The organism is Mycobacterium kansasii ATCC 12478, from assembly GCF_000157895.3.
Classification (GTDB): Bacteria; Actinomycetota; Actinomycetes; order Mycobacteriales; family Mycobacteriaceae; genus Mycobacterium; species Mycobacterium kansasii.
In genome coordinates this window covers 3,913,498-3,931,775 of the sequence record NC_022663.1, presented here as the reverse complement: position 1 = coordinate 3,931,775, position 18,278 = coordinate 3,913,498, and the positions used below count along the sequence as shown (strand labels likewise).

Annotated in this window: 17 protein-coding genes; 5 read left to right on the top strand and 12 right to left on the bottom strand. The window is 66.9% G+C overall.

Going from position 1 to position 18,278, the window contains the following annotated elements:
• Positions 1-10: 10 nt before the first annotated feature.
• From MKAN_RS17095 to MKAN_RS17065, 7 genes are all read right to left on the bottom strand, one after another.
• On the bottom strand, positions 11-1,522 hold the full coding sequence (locus MKAN_RS17095; RefSeq protein WP_023370245.1) for an HNH endonuclease signature motif containing protein: 1,512 nt from the start codon (positions 1,520-1,522) through the stop codon (positions 11-13).
• A gap of 351 nt (positions 1,523-1,873) precedes the next feature.
• Positions 1,874-2,344 carry an Rv1419 family lectin gene (locus MKAN_RS17090; RefSeq protein ID WP_023370243.1) on the bottom strand — a complete coding sequence of 157 codons (471 nt, stop codon included), beginning with the start codon at positions 2,342-2,344 and terminating at the stop codon, positions 1,874-1,876.
• Positions 2,345-2,601: 257 nt separating this feature from the next.
• Positions 2,602-4,098, bottom strand: a complete 1,497-nt coding sequence (locus MKAN_RS17085) for a neutral zinc metallopeptidase (RefSeq protein WP_023370241.1) — start codon at positions 4,096-4,098, stop codon at positions 2,602-2,604.
• 190 nt (positions 4,099-4,288) lie between these two features.
• Positions 4,289-5,749, bottom strand: coding sequence for a M28 family peptidase (locus tag MKAN_RS17080; RefSeq protein ID WP_023370239.1), 1,461 nt, complete (start codon positions 5,747-5,749; stop codon positions 4,289-4,291).
• Positions 5,746-7,242 (bottom strand): M28 family metallopeptidase, encoded by a 1,497-nt coding sequence (locus MKAN_RS17075; RefSeq protein WP_036444064.1) that lies wholly within the window; start codon positions 7,240-7,242, stop codon positions 5,746-5,748. Before MKAN_RS17075 ends, MKAN_RS17080 begins: the two co-directional genes overlap by 4 nt.
• Before the next feature lie 140 nt (positions 7,243-7,382).
• On the bottom strand, positions 7,383-7,808 hold the full coding sequence (locus tag MKAN_RS17070) for a DUF2752 domain-containing protein (protein WP_023370235.1): 426 nt from the start codon (positions 7,806-7,808) through the stop codon (positions 7,383-7,385).
• A 9-nt stretch (positions 7,809-7,817) separates the two neighbouring features.
• Complete coding sequence (locus MKAN_RS17065) at positions 7,818-8,147, bottom strand: CD225/dispanin family protein (protein WP_023370233.1); 330 nt, start codon at positions 8,145-8,147, stop codon at positions 7,818-7,820.
• A 502-nt stretch (positions 8,148-8,649) separates the two neighbouring features.
• Between MKAN_RS17065 and MKAN_RS17060 the strand changes: the two genes are divergently transcribed.
• The gene (locus tag MKAN_RS17060) at positions 8,650-9,171 is read left to right on the top strand and encodes a hypothetical protein (protein ID WP_023370231.1); all 522 of its coding nucleotides are present in this window, start codon (positions 8,650-8,652) and stop codon (positions 9,169-9,171) included.
• A gap of 3 nt (positions 9,172-9,174) precedes the next feature.
• Here MKAN_RS17060 and MKAN_RS17055 read toward each other — a convergent pair whose 3' ends face one another.
• The 4 genes from MKAN_RS17055 to thiO are packed head-to-tail and all read right to left on the bottom strand — an operon-like array spanning position 9,175 to position 11,924.
• Positions 9,175-9,954, bottom strand: coding sequence for an SGNH/GDSL hydrolase family protein (locus tag MKAN_RS17055; RefSeq protein WP_023370229.1), 780 nt, complete (start codon positions 9,952-9,954; stop codon positions 9,175-9,177).
• The gene (gene thiG / locus MKAN_RS17050) at positions 9,951-10,655 is read right to left on the bottom strand and encodes a thiazole synthase (protein ID WP_230589188.1); all 705 of its coding nucleotides are present in this window, start codon (positions 10,653-10,655) and stop codon (positions 9,951-9,953) included. Before thiG ends, MKAN_RS17055 begins: the two co-directional genes overlap by 4 nt.
• Before the next feature lie 52 nt (positions 10,656-10,707).
• Positions 10,708-10,905, bottom strand: coding sequence for a sulfur carrier protein ThiS (thiS, locus tag MKAN_RS17045; protein ID WP_023370225.1), 198 nt, complete (start codon positions 10,903-10,905; stop codon positions 10,708-10,710).
• Entirely contained in the window at positions 10,902-11,924 is a 1,023-nt protein-coding gene (gene thiO, locus MKAN_RS17040) for a glycine oxidase ThiO (protein WP_023370223.1), read from the bottom strand. The genes thiS and thiO overlap by 4 nt, the downstream gene beginning before the upstream one ends.
• A 217-nt stretch (positions 11,925-12,141) precedes the next feature.
• On the opposite strand from thiO, the gene thiE reads away from it, so the two are divergent.
• Positions 12,142-12,801 carry a thiamine phosphate synthase gene (thiE, locus tag MKAN_RS17035; RefSeq protein ID WP_103799443.1) on the top strand — a complete coding sequence of 220 codons (660 nt, stop codon included), beginning with the start codon at positions 12,142-12,144 and terminating at the stop codon, positions 12,799-12,801.
• Here thiE and MKAN_RS17030 read toward each other — a convergent pair.
• Positions 12,773-13,396, bottom strand: a complete 624-nt coding sequence (locus MKAN_RS17030; protein ID WP_023370219.1) for an NUDIX hydrolase — start codon at positions 13,394-13,396, stop codon at positions 12,773-12,775. The two genes, thiE and MKAN_RS17030, sit on opposite strands and share 29 nt — an antisense overlap.
• Positions 13,397-13,580: 184 nt before the next feature.
• On the opposite strand from MKAN_RS17030, the gene glnX reads away from it, so the two are divergent.
• The 3 genes from glnX to MKAN_RS17015 are packed head-to-tail and all read left to right on the top strand — an operon-like array spanning position 13,581 to position 18,270.
• Positions 13,581-14,900 (top strand): protein kinase G-activating protein GlnX, encoded by a 1,320-nt coding sequence (gene glnX / locus MKAN_RS17025; RefSeq protein ID WP_023370217.1) that lies wholly within the window; start codon positions 13,581-13,583, stop codon positions 14,898-14,900.
• Entirely contained in the window at positions 14,900-15,886 is a 987-nt protein-coding gene (locus MKAN_RS17020; RefSeq protein ID WP_023370215.1) for a glutamate ABC transporter substrate-binding protein, read from the top strand. Before glnX ends, MKAN_RS17020 begins: the two co-directional genes overlap by 1 nt.
• A complete protein-coding gene (locus MKAN_RS17015) occupies positions 15,886-18,270 on the top strand; it encodes a serine/threonine-protein kinase PknG (protein WP_023370213.1) in 2,385 nt (794 codons plus the stop codon). The genes MKAN_RS17020 and MKAN_RS17015 overlap by 1 nt, the downstream gene beginning before the upstream one ends.
• Positions 18,271-18,278 lie beyond the last annotated feature (8 nt).

The following is an 18,278-nucleotide window of genomic DNA, read 5'->3' as shown; positions in this document are numbered from 1 at the left end:
TGCGGCCCCGCTAAAAGGGCGGAGGTTCGTCGTCTACGACGACCGGGATGTCCTCCGACTGCTGCTGGGCGGCGACTCGCTCGCGGATCTGGTGGTTTTTTCGCCTTTCGGCGGCGATGTAGCGAGCACGGTTCTGCGCCCGGCTGGTGGCCCGCAGCGGGATCTTCGCAGTACGGTCGCCACAGCGCGCGCTGGCTTGCGAGGCTTGCCGGGGTGCCTCGCCGGTAGGCGCACACAAGCTGGGAAACAGCAGCGCGCTGCCCGGGGTGGTGACGTAGGTATCTCCGGACGGGGAGGTCCAGATCACCGTGCCGTCGGGCAGCTGTTTGTCGCGCCATCCCCAAAAAGTCTTGACCAAATGATGTTGGCGGCAAAGGCATTTCAAGTTTGAGGCATGGGTAGCACCGCCGTCGCCATAGGGAATGGTGTGGTCGATGTCGGTGTGCATTGCCGGGCGGTCGCAGCCGGGAAACCGGCACGTCAAATCCCGGCAGCGGACAAAATCAGCCAACGCCTGCGACGGGGTGTAGCCGCCCTCGGGAGCCGCATCGATCGGGTGCACGACCGGACGCAGGCGCGCCGACTCGGCCAGCTCTGCGAGCAATTCTGCCGGGATGAGGCCCTCGGCGCCGACCAATGCGCCGGGAGTTGTCGAGGTGCCAGCCGCGCTGGCCCGGTCGGCGACCACGTGGATGACCACCGGCCGCGGCGCCGGCGTCGTCCCGGTAGGGCAGGCCGACTGCCCGCAGCGACACACCAGCCGCTCGGCCCCGACCGCCAACGCCCCCAGTGCGTCGGCGCGGCGCTGGGCGCGGGTACGCGGGTCATCAGCGCATACCGCGGCGGCCAACGCATCCAGCCGCGCATCGAGCGCCATTGCATCGCTGGTGACCATCCTGCCGCCGACTTCGGTGAGACCGTTGTCGCTGCCCCAGATCGAGAACTCCCGCTCCGCCTGCCGCTCCCGGGCGCGCCGCACGGCATCACGATCCGCACGCGCAACGACCCGGTCGATATAGGCCGACAGGCGCGAGCGTGTCAGCGACGGCCATCGGCTCGCCTTCACGGCAAGCTCGGCGTCCACTGCGGCCATTACCTCGGGATCTTCGATCAGCTCGGTGCGATACACCATCGTCTGGAACATCGCGTAGGTGATGTCGCCGGCCAGTAGCGCCGCGCCGGACTTCGGCAGCCGGTTGCGCATGGCGCGTGAATAGTGCAGATAGCTCGACGCCAACGCCTGGCTGATCCGCAATGCCGCCGCGACCTCCGCACTCACCGCATCCCAGGTATCGGTCCCCCACGACTCGCAGTCGCCAGAAGCCCTCAGCCGCAACACATCCAGCTCGCCGATGGCGGCCAGCCGCTCACCAGCGGACCGGTTTTCCGCCCGCGACGCCGTGCAAAGCCGGTCCACGATGGCGGCAGATGCCGGTGTGGTCGGCGGATGGCACCGCTCGAACATGGCAGTGAACCTCTCGATCACCTCAGGGTGCGAAACGGCGCCGCTGGTATCGAACATACTTTCGATCCTACACGGCTGCACTGACATGCGCGCATCGACGGCGATCCGAGCCGGTCGGCACCGGCCCGCCCGGGTGGGGGGGTCAACGACTCGGGCGGAGATACGCGGCACCGAGGGCGTACCTGCTCCGCCCCCAGCAGCAAGTCCGCGCACCGAGCCCGGCCCCAGTGACGGCGCTACTGTCGAGGATTGGCGAATCGGCAATGCCCGCAATCACATTCGTGACCACGCGAGGTCATCGCCGGTAGGCGCACGACGCCAGGACCGAGCAGCGCAGTCACCGCTGCTGAGTCGCCGGAATACATCGACCGACTACTGCCCTTGCCCGGCCCAGGCCAACAAGCGCAATCACGGAACGCTATCCCACTGCTGTTCGGGTGCATCGGCGTTGCACCAGCGGGTGGACACCCAAGCCCCGGGACCAGGGCCGCCGAGAACGGCGAGGCAGCCGCCAAGGTCATTGCTGATCTGGCCGTTGGGCTGGATTGTCCAATGCTGGCTGATCCAATTGGTACAGGGATTGAGCTTTGCCCACAGACTCTCCCCCGGTTGTTGCAGGCACTCCCCGGGAAAGGCCACGCTCTCGATCTCTCGGTCACCGTTGACATTCCAGCGCTGGAAGTCCGTGCCATTGCAGGGGTTGATCACCACAGGAGTGAACCAGCTGCCACTCGGGGCGTCCAGACAGAAGTCGCCCAGTCGGCTTTTCAACTGGACCGGACCGTCGGCGCTCGCCGTGCCGGCGCACAGCACCGCGACGCCGAACACCGCGCCAACAACGGCAAGGACACGGGTCCGGCACACACTGGCCGTCAACACGGTTCACACATCCCGACTCCTTTATCACCTTGGCGCAGCTTCACCGACCGCGCGGCGCAGTCCGCACCGAAACCACCGCCGCCGCAGCCGGTTTGCCACGGATAACGAGATCCTCACTTTAGCCTGCGTCAAACCACTTCGCATCTGGTGACGCGTTCCCCGCCGGGACTCCCGCATGACGTGCGCGCCCACACCGCCGAGTATCACCGGCCAATCCTGCTCCGGACAACGGCCTTCCGGGTGAGCTAACGAGTGCGCTACAGCGCGTAGCGCGAATAGCAGGCCTCCATATCGCCGCCCACGCCGGCACGGAATGCCGCGATCCGGGTGAACCCGGCCGGCACGCTGATCCCGTCGGCGTCGCTGGCCACCATGTGGTTGGTCAGCAGTCCGGAAACGGCTTCGTCGAGATCACCAGCGGTCAGAATGAGTTGCTGACCGGAAGGCAGGTCGATCGGCTCGGCCATTTTCCGGTGCGCAACGCCGGTCAGGCAGGCCGTTCGCAGGGCGGTCCACGGACTCTGCATCGCCAGCCCGCGTTCATGCTGGACCGCCAGTGCATATCTCGACATCACGATCGACAACGCGGTGTCATCGCCTTGCGGCAACGACTGTTCATCGGTGCCGGCGACCTTTCCCATGGTCGCCAACGCCGCCAGGTCGACGACGATCGTGTTGCTGGCCGGGCAGTATGACGCCGGCGGGCTGGGCTTGGCGTCTCGGCAGCCGGTCGCCCGGTAGGACAGCGTGGGCGGATTCTTGGGCGAAAAGATCTTGCCCATCAGCTCCATCAGGGTCTTCAGTGTGTCTTCGTTGATCGTGACCTCACCGGTCTCCTGGTTCCCGCTGCTGTCGACCCGCAGGCCGGTCGGCAGGTCACCACGGCGCCGCTCGATCTCGGACTTGTTGATCGCCGCACAAGCCTCGGTCCCACTGAGGAAGCCCATCTGGAAGGCGCTGACGCGGTCCAGCGCGGACCCGTGTTCGTCGTCGTTTTCCGCATCCGCGTCCATGACCGGGTCGCGGGTGGTGATGATCCCGGCGAGCACGTGGTCGAGCCCGTCCGCGGTGCTCAACGTGAAGCGTGGCGACTTACCCGCGGCCACCCAGTACAGATAGACGCCGGCGAAGCAATCCGCTTGTTGCTCACGGACAATGGTGGCGTCGTTGCGGGTCACCAACTTCGCCATCACCTGAAGGGCATGCCCGAACTCGTGTGCTAACACCCCGGTGACGGATATCTCGCCGAAATACTTCTCGGCGACCGGCATGAATACTCCTCGGTCCCAGGCGATCATGTTGCAGCGCGAGGTGAAGAACGCGTTGACCAGCTGGTAGGTCTCGTTGTGGCAGACCATCGGGCTGCTGGGGTCGTCGGAGTCGTAAGACACCAGTTTGTCGACGGGCTTGAACGTGCCCTTGAGGGCTTCGCTGTAGACCGCTTTCCAGTAATCCTGGATGTCGTTGACCGACAGCAACGACAACTTGTCGATCGGTCCGTTGTTGGTGTTGATCACCGTGCCCGTCGCAGCGGGCCCGTCGGGACGGGGGCCGCTGGGACCGTTTGTCGCGGGCAGACCTCCGACCCGGAACGGGTCGTTGAGGATCGACAGCGCACGTCCGTCCACCAGGGTGGTACAACCGGCCACCACCAACATGGCACCCAGGCCGGCTGCCGCGGCGCGTAGCGATGCAGTCAGCCCGCGTGTGCGTCGCCGCCCCAATTGACCTCTTGCCCGACCGCAGTTATCCATGTAATCGACCCCGATCCCGACCGGCCTGCACCCAAGGGTCCCAGTTTAGATCGGTTGATTGGAAGTCAGTGCGCAAACCAAGCAGCGACGCCGCAAAAAGTCCGGGTGCCGCATACGGTCCGAGCAGGCCGGTGCCACAACGGTTTCTATACTCGTCGGACCTGCCGGATCCCGGCCGGCGCGGCAGCCGCTACGACACCGGCGCACGATGGCGCTTGTCGTGTGGGGTGACGCCGTTGACGCCCGCGATGGACTGCGCATAGCTGCCCGCCGCGAACGCCACTCCCGAGCCCATCACGGCCAATGCTTCCCTGTTGACATTGTCGGCGGTGTCCCGGGCGCTCAGGTAGTTGGGATCGAATGCGACACCGGCCTGACCTCCCCAAAGGCGTGCCTGCACAGTGGTTTTCGTCTGAGACGCGCCGGTGGTCAGGCCGCCGATCGGCACCCCGGCGACCAGGAAAGGATGGTAGTCGGCACTGGCGGTCAGCGGCATGTCAGCGGGCCGCTTACCCGCCAGGTTCACATAGCCGGCAAGGGTGCGTTCGATGCCGGCCGAACCTTCCGGCACATCGGCTGACGCCACACCGGGACCCGGTGGGCCGGACTGGTCGCCGTCGTCGGTGAAGAAGCCCGCGTTGGGCGAGCCCAGCATGTCGAAATTCAGGTACATCGCGATGTTGTTGAGCTGTTCGCCATTCAGACCGAAGACGTAGTCCATCGCACCGGTGAGCCCGGCGCCCCAGAAGGCGAACCGCACCGCATTGTTCACCGGCGGCAGCGGCCCCAACTGCAGCGCCGTTTCCAGCACCGCAGCCACCCCGGACCCGCCGTCGTTGATGCCCGGGCCCCCGGCTGGGCTGTCGAGATGTGCGCCGAGCATGATCACCTCGGTCGGTGTCCCGGTTTTGGTCTGCGCCAGCACATTCCGCGATGTGATCTTGACGTTCTCGGTGTCCAGCACCAACCGCACCGGGACGGTTGCGCGTCCCAGGGCAGCGGCGACGTTGGCGTCGACCACCGCGACGGGCACGGTGAGCTGGTTGTAGTAGCCGGGGCTGAAGAGGGTCGGCGGGCTCCCCTGTCTCGTGGGCTCACTCACCACGATCAGCCCGATAGCGCCTTTGGCGAGCGCGCTGTTCTGCTTGTCGACGATCGAACAGCGCGTATCGTCCACCACCGCGATCGCGCTCTTCGGCAGGACGGACGGGTAGTCGCCGACGGCGCAGCCGGCCGGTTGGGTGGGACGTACCGGCTGGGCGGTCAGGCCACCGGGTGGCGTCCGAACCAGCAGCGAGGCCTGGTCGACGGGATAACTGCGGCCGGCGACCGTCAGCGTCGGTTTACCCTGCGACGCGGTGTACACCCGCTCGAACTGTGGGGTCGACACCTCAAATCCCTTGGTACGCAGGGAATTCGCAACATAGTCGACGCTGGCGTCGTAGCCACGCGTACCCGTCGCCCGGTTGCCGTTGTTCGCGTCGGCGATGGCCTGCAGCGCACGTAGGTGGCTGAACATCCCGTCGGCGGTGACCTTGCCGGCCAACATGCGACCCAGGTCGGGCGCCGCGGCCGGCGGCGGCGGCTTGGGCGCCGAGCACGCGGCCAGCAAACAGGCCAGCAGCAGTGTCGCGGTCAGGCCCCGCATCATGGCTTGACGAGCACGTGACGGGTGCGATCCTCTATCGGGGGAACACCGTTACGGCCGGTCAGGTCCTGCGCGTACAGGCCCACGGCGTAGGCGACACCGGCGCCCTGAATGCCCAGCGCCGTGCGGTCAATGTGCTCTAAGGTGTCCCCCTTTTGGTGATAGTTGGGATCAAAAGGCTCGTTTGCGGTGCCGCCCCAGAGCTTTGCCTGCTCGTCGGTCTTCTTGACCTCCGCGCCGGCGAAGAGCCCGCCCGACGGGATCCCCGCCAAGGTGAATCCGTCATAGTCGGAACGACCGTCGAACGCCGTGTCCTGCGCGGTCTTGCCGGCCAACTTCAAATACGCGACGAGCAGCCGTTCGATTCCGGCCGAGCCTTCCGGCACTACTGGCTGGCCACGGCTGTCCAGTGGCAGCGACTGGTCTCCGTCATAGGTGAAGTAGCCCGGATTGGGGGAGGCCAGCATGTCGAAGTTCAGATAGAGCGCGATGTTCTTCAGCGCGTCGATATTGAGCGACTCGACATAATTGCGGGAACCGATCAGCCCCAGCTCCTCGGCACCCCAGAATCCGAACCGCACCGCGTTGTGCACCTGTGGCGAGTTGCCCAGTTGCACTGCGGTTTCCAGAACTGCGGCCACCCCGGAGCCGTTGTCGTTGATACCGGGACCCTCGGCCACGCTGTCCAAATGGGCGCCTGCCATCACCACATCGGTGGTGGACCCGGTTTTCGTCTGCGCGATGACGTTGCGCGCCTTGAAACTCTGGGTGCTCGCAGTGAGTTTGACGGTTGTCGGCCCGGACTTCCCGCGCAGCTGCATGCCCACCGACTTGGTGACACCGACGACCGGGATCTTGACGTCGGTGTTGACCCCCAGTGTGCCGCCCATCGACTGCTCGTCGACGTTGTCGACGATGATCAGCGCAGCGACGCCCTGCTGGGCCGCGACGTCCTCTTTCTGGGCGAACTCGCAGCTGCCACGGTCCACCAGCGCCACCGCACCCCTTGCGGGCAGTTTGTCGTAGTCGGCTGCGGTGCAGCCCGGGCTGTCGTCGGTAGGAACCGACAGCAACGGTCCGCTGACCCCGTCCGGGGCGGTGCCGAGACTGTACTCCAGCGCGTGTGCCTCCACGGTCAGGCCACCGACGGTCACCGACCCCTTCTCAGCGTGGAACACGCGGGCCGAAAACTCGGGTGTCTGCACGTCAAAACCGCTGTTGCGCAAGGTGTTGACGACGTAGTCGACGCTGGCCTCGTAGCCCGGGGTGCCTACCGCCCGGGTGCCGTTGTTGGCGTTGGCGATGTCCTGCAGTTTGGCCAGATGCGCCATCATCGCTTCGGTATGCACCCGGTTGTGCAACGCGTCGGCGAACTCGGCCGCGGCCGGATTGCCGGTAAAGGCCTGGGGACAGCCCGACGAATGAACACAACCGACCACCAGCAGGGCAATGACCACTACCACGGATATTGCCGGGGTCCTTGATTTGTTCGCCATCGCGCCCAGATTAGACCGCGGCCCAGCCATGGCGCCGCTTGACACCCATCCGGCGGGCGATCGATCCGGACTCAGTGAATGCGGGTGAACCCAGACGAACCCAGACGAACCCAGACGAACCCAGACGAACTCAGACGAACTCAGACGAACAAAGCGCTGAACGGCGCAACCGGGATGTTGCGCACCACGAACCAGACCAGCACCAGCGACAGCGTCACCAGGGCTGCCCAGCGACTGCGCTGCCACCCGCGTATTCGCCGGCCTACCAGGCGACCATAAGTCCACGCCAGGTAGGCCCACACCAAGAGCACCACCGCCGCCAGGCCGAGAGCGTTGAATCTGGCGGCGGCCAACAGATTGCCGTGCAGCAGGCTGTACAACATTCGCAGGCTGCCACAACCGGGGCAATCTATTCCCAGCAATGCCTTGGTGGGGCATACCGGCAGCGGACCGTTCGGCGTTGTCGGGTCACCCACCCAGATAACGGCGCACACCGACATGGTGGCCGCGGCCACCAGCAGTGGCGCACCCAACCGCAACGGCACCGACCCTTGGTGGGTCACCATGTACTCGCCTTAAAACATCCCCACGAGCATGGCCGCGCTCGAGGTCCCGGTGTTCAGCGCGCCGACCGCCATCAAGATGCCGTAGATGACGATCACGACCACACCTGCGATAGCCGACCACATCACGAACTTCTTGGCACTGTCGGCGGCCGCCTGGGCCTCTGCATAGCGCCCCTGTGCCCACAGCCCACTGACCTGCGTGGACTTGACGATCGCAACGATCCCAAGCGGAAGACAGCAGAACAACGTCACCAGAATGGACCACACCAAGTAGTTGTCAGGTTGTTGCCCGGCAGGTGGCTGCTGCGGCGGGTAACCAGGCGGTGGTGGTTGTGTCATGAAAACTCCAGATCAAGAGAAGTTAGCTGGCCTAAAGCGGTGCCTACCATACCCGAGAGCCGTCCTGACGGCACCATCAAAGCGGAAAAATCCGTGCGGCGTCGGGCAGTCGCTGAACCATTTCGGTGCCGCAATGCGGCGCCTTTGTCCGAATCGGCTCGACCCGGATTACCCCCGGGGGCAATCGTTTACCGCTGCAACAGGGTCAGGCGGAGCCACAACCCGCGGCCTGTCTCGGGCGAAACGTATTGTCCAACTGATGATTTCACCAATCATTGACACAGCGCCCAGACGTGCCGGCAGTTTGATCAATGTCCGCCGCACACCGAAATTAATGTCACGACAGACAATTTCCCACAGAATATGTGTAGGGCGCAGACACAGCCCTATAACGGCCCTCCCATACCGATCGGCAAAGCCCTGTTTTCCGACCAGCGACACCAATACACTCACCGATGTCAACGCAGCCGCATCGTCGGTCCGACACACCAAGGAGTCAAGGATGTCTCACTTCACCACCGCGCTGCGAGCCGCGACGGCTGCAGCACTCATGGCTAGCCTCGCCTGCCTGGGTACTGCCACCGCGAATGCGGACCCCACCGGCACTGCGTCCGATGTCAACACACTCGCCGGTTCGGTGTCGAAGGGTTACGGCCTCAACAACTGCGCGGCCCAGACGATCACCAGTGGCGAACTCGCCGCGCTTTCCTGCGGGCAAAACCCCGACGCCGCGGGACCCGCCCTGGCCAAGTACATCCTCTTCGCCACCCCCGACGATATGAACGGATCATTCAAGGCCAGCATCAAGGACGAAACCCTCACCGCGTGCGGGGACAGCGGCCAGTCGCCGACTACCTGGCGCCAGGGCAGCGCGGGCGCCACGGCCGGACAGGTGGCCTGCGGCACCTACCAGGGTGCCGCCGAGATCATCTGGACCACCGACGCCAAGAACGTGCTCAGCTACATCCGTGCCGGCAACTCGGATGTCCCTGCGCTTTACCAGTGGTGGCGGACCAACGGCTGACGCTTACAGTTGGGCCGCAACGAGTTTCGCCACCGCGCGCATCCCGGCGGCATTGGGGTGCAGCGGCGCCGGCCGCGCCGGTAGCGGCACCCCGAACCGCGCAGGCTTTTCCGTCCACGGCTCGGGCGACCATGCGTGGTGGTCGCGGCTGGCCGCCGCGGCGCGCACGACCTCACAACCGGTGAGCGCGGCGGCGTCGGCGGTAAGCCGTTCCAGTGTTGCGGCGACGTGGCGGCCGAGTTCGCTGTGCGCCGCGGACAGCGGCGGAGCCGGCACGCCCGCCGGGGGCAACAGCGTGAGGTAGTCGACGAAGAGTACCCGCGACCGCGGCGCCCGCCGCCGTAACGAACGACCGACCTCGCACAGCGAATCGAATACCTGGGCCAGGGCCTGATCGCGGGAGTTACGGTCCAGCAGTTCGGCTATCCACGCGCCGAGCAGCGGCAGGCGCCGCGCCGGTCGCGGTAACGCCGCGGCCATCAGTAGCGGAATGTAGCCGACGTCGTTGCCGCCGATGGTGACCGTGACCAACGACTCCGAGCCGTCCAGCGCAGTTATCTGGGGTGGCGCGCCGTGCTGGTGATCACCGAGCACATTGGCGGTGGTGGCGCCGGAGTAGGTGACGTCCACCAACTTCAGGCGTTGTTGTTCGGCGACCAGGTGCGGGTAGTTGCGGGCCGATCGGCCGGATCGCCACGGCGCGCCGTCCGCGCGGGGCCGGATGCCTGGACCGGCAGCCATCGAACTGCCAAGCGCCACATAACGTTTGTCGCGTCCGGTCATAGCTCGGGGCTGGAGGCCTGTGCCCAAAAGCGTTTCGGGATCCTGCCGGCACGACGCGCCAGATGGCCGGCGGTGACGGCCGCGGCCATCGCGGCGGCCATCGCCGGGGGATCTGCGGCCCGGGTCACGGCGGTGGCCAACAACACCGCGTCGCACCCCAATTCCATTGCCAGCGCCGCATCGCTGGCGGTGCCGATGCCCGCGTCGAGGACCACCGGAACACCGGCCTGCGCCACGATCATCTCGATGTTGTGCGGGTTGGTGATGCCGAGGCCGGTGCCGATCGGTGAGCCCAGCGGCATCACCGCCGCGCATCCGGCGTCCTCGAGGCGGCGGGCCAGCACCGGGTCGTCATTGGTGTAGGGCAGCACCACAAACCCGTCGTCCACCAATTGCTCTGCGGCCCTGACTAATTCGATGGCGTCGGGTAGCAGGGTGCGCTCGTCGGCGATCACCTCCAGCTTGACCCAGTTGGTGTCCAGCGCCTCGCGGGCGAGCTGCGCGGTCAGCACCGCCTCGGCGGCACTTCGGCACCCCGCGGTGTTGGGCAGCGGCGTAATGCCCAGCCGGTTGAGCAGGTCGAGCAGACCGGTTCCGCCCTCGGCGTCGACCCGGCGTATCGCCACGGTGGTCAGCTCGGTGCCCGAGGCGACCAACGCCTCTTGCAGCACCGCCAGATTCGACGCTCCCCCGGTGCCCATGATCAGCCGCGACGCGAAACTGCGGTCGCCGATCGTCAGCTTGTCACCCACGTCAACCACCCTGCACCGCCGTCACCACCTCGAGCCGATCACCTTCGGAAAGCATTGTCGCCCAGTCAGATCGAGGAAGCAGCGCGCAGTCCAGGGCCACCGCAACGCCGCGGTCCGGGAAACCCAGCGACTGCAGCAGCGCGGCAACGGTGGTCTGCTCGTCGACCTCCACCTGCTGCTCGTTGACGACGACGATCATGCGCTCGCTCCGACCGCAGCGAGTTCGCACATAATCTGCTCGGCCGTCCACGGCGCCAACAGGAATCCCGATCGCCCATGGCCGGCGGCGACCAGCGTCCGCGCGTCGAGGCGCTGCACGATCGGCAGGTTGTCGGGGGTCATCGGCCGCAGTCCCGCCGAGCACTCGGCCAATTCGTACTCACCCAGGACCGGCAGCACCGCGCACGCGTCGTCGAGCAGGTCACGCACGCCCGACACCACCGGCGCGGTGTCGCGGCCGTGTTCGTACTGGGTGGCGCCCACCACCACCCCGTCCGCCCGCGGCACCAGATACACCTGACGGCCATGGACCCGGGCGCGAATCACTCTGCGCGGCAACGGCATACAGCCTTTCCGCCAGCGCAGCCGCAACACCTCGCCCTTCACCGGGCGCACCGGCAGCCCGGGCCACAACGCGGGAGCGTCGATGCCGTTGGCGATGACCACCACGTCACCCTCGGCGTCGGACAAGCCGGTCACCGGAGCAGCCCAGGCGACGCCGAGTCGCTCACAGTCCACGGTCAGCGCGTCGAGCAATGCGCGGTTGTCCACCGCCAGTTCGGTGGGAGCCCGGAAGCCGTGCCGGATGCCCTGTGCCAGCAGGGGTTCGACGTCGCGTGCGGCCGACTCCCACACCACCGGGTGCCCCTGCTGCGACAACCAGTCCGCGACGGTACGCAGGTCGGCGACGTCGGCCCGGTCGACGGCCACCACCAGCGACTCGCGGGCGGTGACCACGTGTGACGGCAGCCCGTCCAGGAAACCGCCGTCGTGCCACAGCCGCAGCGACTCCAGCCCGAGCCGCAACAACCGCTCCTCGCCGGGCCAGCCTTCACTGTGCGGGGCGATCATGCCGCCGGCGACCCACGATGCGCCGTGCTCGCCGCCGCGATGCACCCGCACCGACCATCCGGCCCGGGCCGCCCGGCGCGCCACCGACAACCCGATGACGCCGCCGCCGATTACGGCCAATGACCCCGCGGGTGTGGGTGCTGACATCCTTGCTCCCTTCGCCGGCATGACCCGGATCAGGTGTGACGGTCAGGACAGGTCCAAGGTGCAAGCTGGCTTGCAGATCGGCTGGCAAGTTGGCTTGCACAATGGCGGTGTCCACTCTCAGTCCCGCTGGTTACCCGGGACTCCCGTGCCTACAGGGGTTCTTCTGGGTTCCAAACTAGCGCGCTAGCGTCGCAGTGTGCAGTCCCGTCTGGCCCGTCTGGCTCGTCTAGCCGAGGCGAGGCTCTATTTGTGTACCGACGCCCGTCGGGAGCGCGGCGACTTGGCCGAGTTCGCCGACGCCGCGCTGGCCGGCGGCGTCGACATCATCCAGCTGCGGGACAAGGGCTCGGCCGCAGAACAGCGGCTCGGCCCGCTGGAGGCACTCGACGAGCTGGCCGCCTGCGAAATCCTCGTCGACGCGGCCCGCCGGCACGGCGCCCTGTTCGCGGTCAACGACCGGGCCGACATCGCTGCGGCCGCCGGCGCCGACGTGCTGCACCTGGGCCAGCGCGACCTGCCGTCGAGCATCGCGCGGGAGATCGTCGGGCCCGGCGTGCTGATCGGCCGGTCCACCCACGACCGCGACCAGGTTGCCGCGGCCGCCGTCGGGGATGCCGACTACTTCTGCGCCGGACCTTGCTGGCCCACCCCGACCAAGCCGGGGCGTCCGGCACCGGGGCTGGACCTGGTGCGGGCCGCCGCCGCGATCGGTGGCGACAAACCGTGGTTTGCGATCGGCGGCATCGATGCGCCACGCCTGCCCGAAGTCATTGCTGCCGGTGCCCGCCGGATCGTGGTGGTGCGCGCCATCACGGCGGCCGACGACCCGAAGGCCGCCGCCCAGCAGCTCAGGTCAGCGCTTCCAGCAGCGAGCTGACCCGAGGGCTCAGCTGCGACGGCGCCAGGTCCGCGTCGCCCGGCATGCACCACACGAAAACTCCGTCCTCGATTACCACCGTGCACGGCAGGCGTCGCCGGCGTTCGTCGCCCCGGTGCAGCGGCACGGTGACCGGGGCGGTGCGCAGCAGCTGCCAGCTGGCGGCGAATCCGGGATGCAGCGGCAGGTCGGTCACGTCGTCCTCGGCAACCCAACGCAGCTCGGCGCTTTCCCGGTTGGGCACGGTGTGCAGCAACTCGTCGGTGTCGGCGACGACCGTCGTATACGTCCAGGCCGTGCCCCGGGGACGGGCCGTCACCAGCACCGACCGCACGACAAGGCGCTGGGCTGCCAGGCCCGCCTCTTCCCGAGCTTCGCGGACCGCGGTCTGTTCCGGAGTCTCATGGCTGTCTCGGGCGCCGCCCGGCAAGCCCCAGGTGCCACCCTGATGGCTCCACACCGCCCGATGCTGCAGCAGCACCGCGGGGCCGCCGTCGGGTAACGGGGCGCGCAGCAGCAGCCCGGCCGAGCCGAATCGGCCCCAGTAGTGGGCGCCGTCGTCGGATACCACCCATCCGTCCCCGTCGCCCTGCACCAATTCAGGATATGCAGGCGAAGCCGCCGGGGACTCCTGGGTATTCGGGGGTGATTAGGGTAATTGGGTCTGCCTCCCCACATCTGTCGGCGCATTCTCTTAGAATTCGCTTATCCGGGTTGGTGACTTCGCCGAACAAGCCGAACAAGCCGAACAGATATCGAAAGCTGAGGTCGGAGCAGACGTGACGGTTGAGCTGGCGCACCCGTCGACCGAGCCGCTGGGTTTGCGGTCGCCCGCCGAACCGGCCCATCCGCGCTGGTGGTTCGTCTCGACCACACCCGGACGGATCCTGACCATCGGCATCGTGCTGGCAGCTCTGGGCGTGTCCAGCGCGTTCGCCACGTCGACGACGATCAACCACCGCCAGCAAGTGCTGACCACCGTGCTGGAACATACCGAGCCGCTGTCGTTTGCGGCCGGACGGCTCTACACCACGCTGTCGGTGGCCGACGCCGCGGCAGCCACCGCGTTCATCGCCCAGGCCGAACCCCGCGCCGTCCGGCTGCGCTACGAGCAGGCCATCACCGACGCGGCGGTGGCGGTGACCCGCGCATCGAGTGGGCTCACCGATGAGTCGTTGGTGCAATTGCTGGGCCGGATCAACGCTGAACTGGCGGTCTATACCGGCCTCATCGAGATCGCACGCACCAACAACCGGGCGGGTAACCCGGTCGGATCGTCGTACCTGTCGGAGGCATCGGGGCTGATGCAGACGACGATCCTGCCCGATGCACAACAGCTGTACCAGGCGACGTCGGAACGGGTCGACACGGAAACCACCGCATCCACCCAGATCCCGGCACCGGTGATCCTGGTCGTCACCACCACGGTGGTCTTCGGCGCCTTCTCGCATCGCTGGCTGGCCCGGCGCACCCGCAGACGGATCAATCCGGGTCTGATCGTCGGTGCGCTCGGTATTCTTGTCATGGTGGTCTGGGTCGGAACCGCGTTGACAATCTCTACGGCCGCCAGCCGTAGCGCCAAAGACACGGCGGCGGAGTCGCTCAAGACCGTCACCAACCTGGCGATCACCGCCCAGCAGGCGCGAGCCGACGAGACGCTGTCCCTGATCCGGCGCGGCGACGAAGAGATCCGCAAGCAGTCGTTCTATCAGCGCATCGAGGCCATGCACCACCAGCTCGACGACTACATGGCCCGCCGCGACGCCGTCGACAAACCCGATCTGCAGGGCGCCGATCAGCTGCTGGTCCGCTGGCAGCAGGCCAACGACCGGATCAACTCCTACATTTCGGTCGGCAACTATCGCGCCGCCATCCAGGTTGCGTTGGGCAAGGGCGAGGACGACGCCACGCCCGCGTTCGACAAGCTCGATGAAGCCCTGACCAAAGCAATGGAGCAAAGCCGTAACCGCCTGCGCAACGACGTCCTCAATGCGCGTCGGGGACTGGCCGGGGCCCAGGTGGGCGGGGTGGTGCTCAGTGTGGGCGCAGCCATTGCGGTCGCACTCGGACTGTGGCCCAGGCTGAAAGAATACCGGTGATGAAGGGCCTGCCCAGTTTCTCGAGGGCAGCATCGCCTCTCGCGCTCCTCGCCGCAGCGGTCCTGCTCGCCGGTTGCGGCCACTCCGAATCGCTGAAAGTGGAGACGACGCCGACGCTCCCGTATCCCACGCCGGTCGGGATGGAGGTGATGCCGCCCGAGCCGCCGCTACCGCCGGACACGGCGAGCCAGGACTGCAACCCGACGGCCAGCCTGCGCCCATTCCGCACCAAAGCCGAGGCCGATGCCGCGGTGGCCAATATCCACGAGCGGGGCCGGTTGATCGTCGGGCTCGACATCGGCAGCAACCTGTTCAGCTTCCGCGACCCGATCACCGGGGATATCACCGGCTTTGACGTCGACATCGCCGGGGAGGTGGCGCGCGACATCTTCGGCAGCCCGTCACACGTCGAGTACCGGATCCTGTCGGCCGCGGAGCGCATCACCGCGCTGCAGACTTCCCAGGTCGACGTCGTCGTCAAGACCATGACCATCACCTGTGAGCGACGCAAGCTGGTGAACTTCTCCACCGTCTACCTCGATGCCAACCAGCGCATCCTGGCCCCCCGCGACTCGTCCATCTCGAAGGTGTCGGACCTGTCCGGCAAGCGGGTTTGCGTGGCCCGGGGCACCACGTCGTTGCGCCGTATCCGCGAGATCGCGCCGCCGCCGGTCATCGTGTCGGTGGTGAACTGGGCCGACTGCCTGGTGGCGATGCAGCAGCGGCAGATCGATGCCGTCAGCACCGACGACTCGATTCTGGCCGGGCTGGTGGAAGAGGACCCCTATCTGCACATCGTCGGGCCCGACATGGCCAACCAGCCCTATGGCATCGGGATCAACCTGGACAACACCGGGCTGGTCCGGTTCGTCAATGGCACACTCGAACGAATCCGCACCGACGGCACTTGGAATACGTTGTACCGCAAGTGGTTATCGGTCCTCGGTCCGGCACCGGTACCACCCCAGCCGAGGTATCTGGATTGATGTCGCCGAAGCCCGCGCACAACGACTCAGCCGCCGACGATCAGGAAGGCCGGCAAGATCTGGCTCCCGGTACGCAGTCGGCCGACGTGCAGACCGGCGCGGCCCCGGGCAGCCGGCCGCTGCAGTCGGCCGACGTGCAGACCGGCGCGGCCCCCGGCAGCCGGCCGCTGCAGTCGGCCGACGTGCAGACCGGCGCGGCCGCCGGCAGCCGGCCCCCGGCGACTCAGGCGATTTTCCGTCCCGATTTCGACGATGACGACGACGACTTGCCCATCTCGCTGGGCGCCATGGATACCCAGCCGCAGGAGCGAATGTCGGCCGCGACGCGGGCACTGCCGCCGATCAGGAAGCTCGGCGGCGGCCTGGTGGAGATTCCGCGGGTACCGGATATCGATCCGCTCAAGGCCCTGATGACCGACCCGGTGGTTCCCGAGTCGAAGCGGTTCTGCTGGAACTGTGGACGCCCGGTCGGTCGCAGCGACGCCGAGGGCACGGGCGCCTCGGAGGGCTGGTGCCCGTACTGCGGCAGCCCGTACTCATTTCTGCCGCAGCTGTGCGCCGGCGACATCATCGCCGGTCAGTACGAGGTCAAGGGCTGCATCGCGCACGGTGGCATGGGCTGGGTTTATCTGGCCCTCGACCACAACGTCAACGACCGTCCGGTGGTGCTCAAAGGCCTGGTGCATTCCGGGGACGCCGAGGCACAGGCGATCGCGATGGCTGAACGAAAGTTCCTCGCCGAAGTGGTGCACCCGTCGATCGTCCAGATCTTCAACTTCGTCGAGCACACCGACCGGCAGGGGGATCCGGTCGGCTACATCGTCATGGAGTACATCGGCGGGCAGTCGCTGCGGCGCGGCCGCGGCGAGAAACTGCCGGTCGCCGAGGCGATCGCCTACATCCTGGAAATCCTGCCGGCGCTGAGTTATCTGCATTCGATCGGCCTGGTCTACAACGACCTGAAGCCGGAAAACATCATGCTCACCGAGGAGCAGCTCAAGCTGATCGATCTGGGTGCGGTGTCGCGGATCAACTCGTTCGGATATCTCTACGGCACTCCCGGCTTCCAGGCGCCCGAGATCGTGCGGACCGGTCCGACCGTGGCAACCGACATCTACACCGTGGGGCGCACCCTGGCGGCGCTCACGCTGAACCTGCCCACCCGCAACGGGCGATACGCCGACGGGCTGCCTGACGACGACCCGGTGCTGGACAAGTACGACTCCTTCGGCCGGTTGCTGCGCCGCGCCATCGACCCCGACCCACGACGGCGATTCGCCAGCACAGAAGAGATGTCGGCGCAGTTGACGGGCGTGTTGCGGGAGGTGGTCGCCGCCGACACCGGGGTGCCCCGACCCGGGCTGTCGACCATCTTCAGTCCCAGCCGGTCCACCTTCGGCGTGGACCTGCTGGTCGCGCACACCGACGTGTACCTGGACGGCCAGGTGCACGCGGAGAAGCTGACCGCCAAGGAGATCGTGACCGCGCTGCAGGTACCGCTGGTCGACCCGACCGATGTCGCGGCCCCGGTCCTGCAGGCCACGGTGCTTTCGCAGCCGGTGCAGACCCTGGACTCACTGCGCGCAGCCCGCCACGGCGCCCTGGACGCCGAAGGTGTCGACCTTTCCGAATCGGTCGAACTGCCGCTGATGGAGGTCCGGGCGCTGCTGGACCTTGGTGATGTCGCCAAGGCCACCCGCAAACTCGACGACCTCGCCGAGCGGGTGGGCTGGCGCTGGCGGCTGATCTGGTACAAGGCTGTCGCCGAGTTGCTCACCGGCGATTACGACTCTGCCATCAAACATTTCACGGAGGTGCTGGACACCTTCCCAGGCGAACTTGCACCCAAACTGGCGCTGGGCGCGACCGCGGAACTGGCCGGCTACACCGACGAGCACAACTTCTACCAGACGGTGTGGCAGACCAACGACGGCGTGATATCCGCAGCGTTCGGCCTGGCCAGAGCCCTTTCGGCTAAGGGTGATCGAGCCGGCGCGGTGCGCACCCTCGACGAAGTGCCGCCCAGCTCAAGGCATTTCACCACCGCCCGACTGACCAGCGCGGTCACGTTGTTGTCGGGACGGTCGCAGGGCGAAATCACCGAGGAACAGATCCGCGACGCCGCCCGACGGGTGGAGTCGCTGCCGCCCACCGAACCGCGCGTGCTGCAGATTCGGGCCCTGGTGCTTGGCGGCGCGATGGACTGGCTGCAGGACAACCAGGCCAGCACCAACCACATCCTCGGCTTTCCGTTCACCGATCACGGGCTGCGGCTCGGTGTCGAGGCGGCGTTGCGCAGCCTGGCGCGTATCGCGCCCACGCAGCGGCACCGCTACACCTTGGTGGACATGGCCAACAACGTGCGTCCCACCAGCACATTCTAGGTTGGGGT